Origin of the sequence: Streptomyces sp. NPDC005899 (assembly GCF_040629645.1) — a bacterium.
In the GTDB taxonomy this organism is placed as follows: domain Bacteria; phylum Actinomycetota; class Actinomycetes; order Streptomycetales; family Streptomycetaceae; genus Streptomyces.
In genome coordinates, this window is the sequence record NZ_JBEXWB010000614.1 from 1 (window position 1) to 2047 (window position 2047).

Consider the following 2047-nt stretch of genomic DNA (forward strand, 5'->3'; position numbering starts at 1 on the left):
CTGCTGGCCCTGGCCCGGACCCTGCTTCGGCGGCTGCTTGCCGCCGTGCGCGACCTCCATGGGGAGCATGACCAGCGCGGTCGTGCCCCCGGAGTCGGAGGGGCGCAGCTGGATGCGGATGCCGTGGCGCAGGGACAGCCGGCCGACCACGAACAGGCCCATGCGGCGCGAGACCGAGACGTCCACGGTGGGCGGCGACGCGAGCCGCTCGTTGATCGCGGCCAGGTCCTCCGGGGAGAGGCCGATGCCGGTGTCGTGGATCTCGACGAGCACCCGCCCGTCGGGCAGCGCGTGACCGGTGACCCGGACCTTCGTCTGCGGCGAGGAGAACGACGTGGCGTTCTCCAGCAGCTCGGCGAGGAGGTGCACGAGGTCGTTGACGACGCGGCCGGCGACTTCGGTGGCGGGCACCGCGGCCAGTTCGATGCGCTCGTACTGCTCCACCTCGGAGGCGGCGGCACGGAGCACGTCGACCAGCGGCACGGGCCGGGTCCACCGGCGGCCGGGCTCCTCGCCCGCGAGGACGAGGAGGTTCTCGCCGTTACGGCGCATACGGGTCGCGAGGTGGTCGAGCTTGAAGAGGGAGGACAGCTGGTCCGGGTCGGCCTCGCGGGACTCCAGTTCGGAGATGAGCGAGAGCTGGCGCTGGATGAGGCCCTGGCTGCGGCGCGAGAGGTTGGTGAACATCGCGTTGACGTTGCCTCGCAGCAGCGCCTGCTCGGCGGCCAGACGGACCGCCTCGCGGTGCACGTCGTCGAAGGCCGCGGCCACCTTGCCGATCTCGTCCCGGGAGTGCACACCGACCGACTCGACGGACGTGTCGACGTCCTGCGGGTCCGTCTCGGAGAGCTGCCTGACGAGCTCGGGCAGCCGGTCCTGGGCGACCCGGGTGGCGGTGTCCTGCAGCCTTCGCAGCGAGCGGATCATGGACCGGGCCACGACGAAGGCGCCGACGAGCGACACACCGAGGACGATGAGGATGACGGCACCGTTGAGGATCGCGTCGCGCTGCGACTCCTCACGCAGTTCACGGGCCTTGCTGTCCATCTGACCCAGCAGGGTCGACTCGATGGTCTTCATGGCCTGGATCTCGTTGGAGGCCTGGTCGTACCAGTCCTTGTACGAGCGGGCCTTGCTGCCCTCCATGCCCAGCGGGCTGTCGAGCACCTTCTTCGCGTACATGTCGGCAGCCGTGATCTCCGGGTTGCCGTTCTCCAGCGGCGCGATCAGCTCGGCCGAGCTGTTGCCGGTGGTCTCGTACGTCGTCTCGAACGTCTTGCGCGCCAGGTCTTCCTTGGTGAGCGCGTTGCGGCCGAAGGCCTGCTCGTTCTCGTCGAGGTTCGTCTTGCTGCTGCCACCGCCCGGCAGGGCCGCCGCGATGACCGCGCGCTGGATGGACGCGTACTCCTTGGAGGAGGAGAAGGCCGCGAGCGCACGGGTCCGCTTGATCATGTCCGGGTTGCTGGTCGCCTGCGCCATGTCCTGCGAGAGGCTCAGCAGGGAGGTGATCAGCTGGCTGTACCGGTCGATCGTGTTGAGGCTGGGGGCGCCGTTGGCGTACGCGTCCTTGCGGATGCTGGTGATGTCGCCGAGCTGGTTGCCGATCTGGCTGACGCTCGCGTGGATGCTGTCCAGCGCCGAGTCGCCCGGCGTGTTGCCGATCTCGTCGGTGGCCTCGAAGAACGCGTCCTTGGCCCGGTCGGTCCGCTTACGCGGCTCGGAGACCTCGAAGTCGGTCGCCTTCCCGCCGTTCGACAGGGGGCCGGCCGAGCTGTCGCGCTCGTCCTGGAGGGCGTTGGCCAGGGCGGTGGCCTGCTTGGTCATCTCGGTGAGCAGCTGCATGTGCTCCAACTGCTCCATGTCGTTCATGGATTCGTTGATGCGCAGTCCGCCCAGGGTGGTCGCGGCGACCACGGGCAGGGCGAGCAGGGAGACCAGGCGCGTGCTGATGCGCCAGTTGCGCAGGGCCATACGGGAGCCGGTGCCGGGCGGGCCGGCGGGCTCGGGGGACGCCGCCTCCTCCGGGGCGCCGCCGGCCGCACCGGGG

Annotated in this window: 1 protein-coding gene; it reads right to left on the reverse strand. The window is 70.2% G+C overall.

The window, feature by feature from the left end; all coding sequences use genetic code 11:
• Nucleotides 1–2047, reverse strand: a 2047-nt coding sequence (locus tag ABZ371_RS32050) for a nitrate- and nitrite sensing domain-containing protein (protein WP_358686338.1), incomplete at both ends; no start/stop codon positions are given.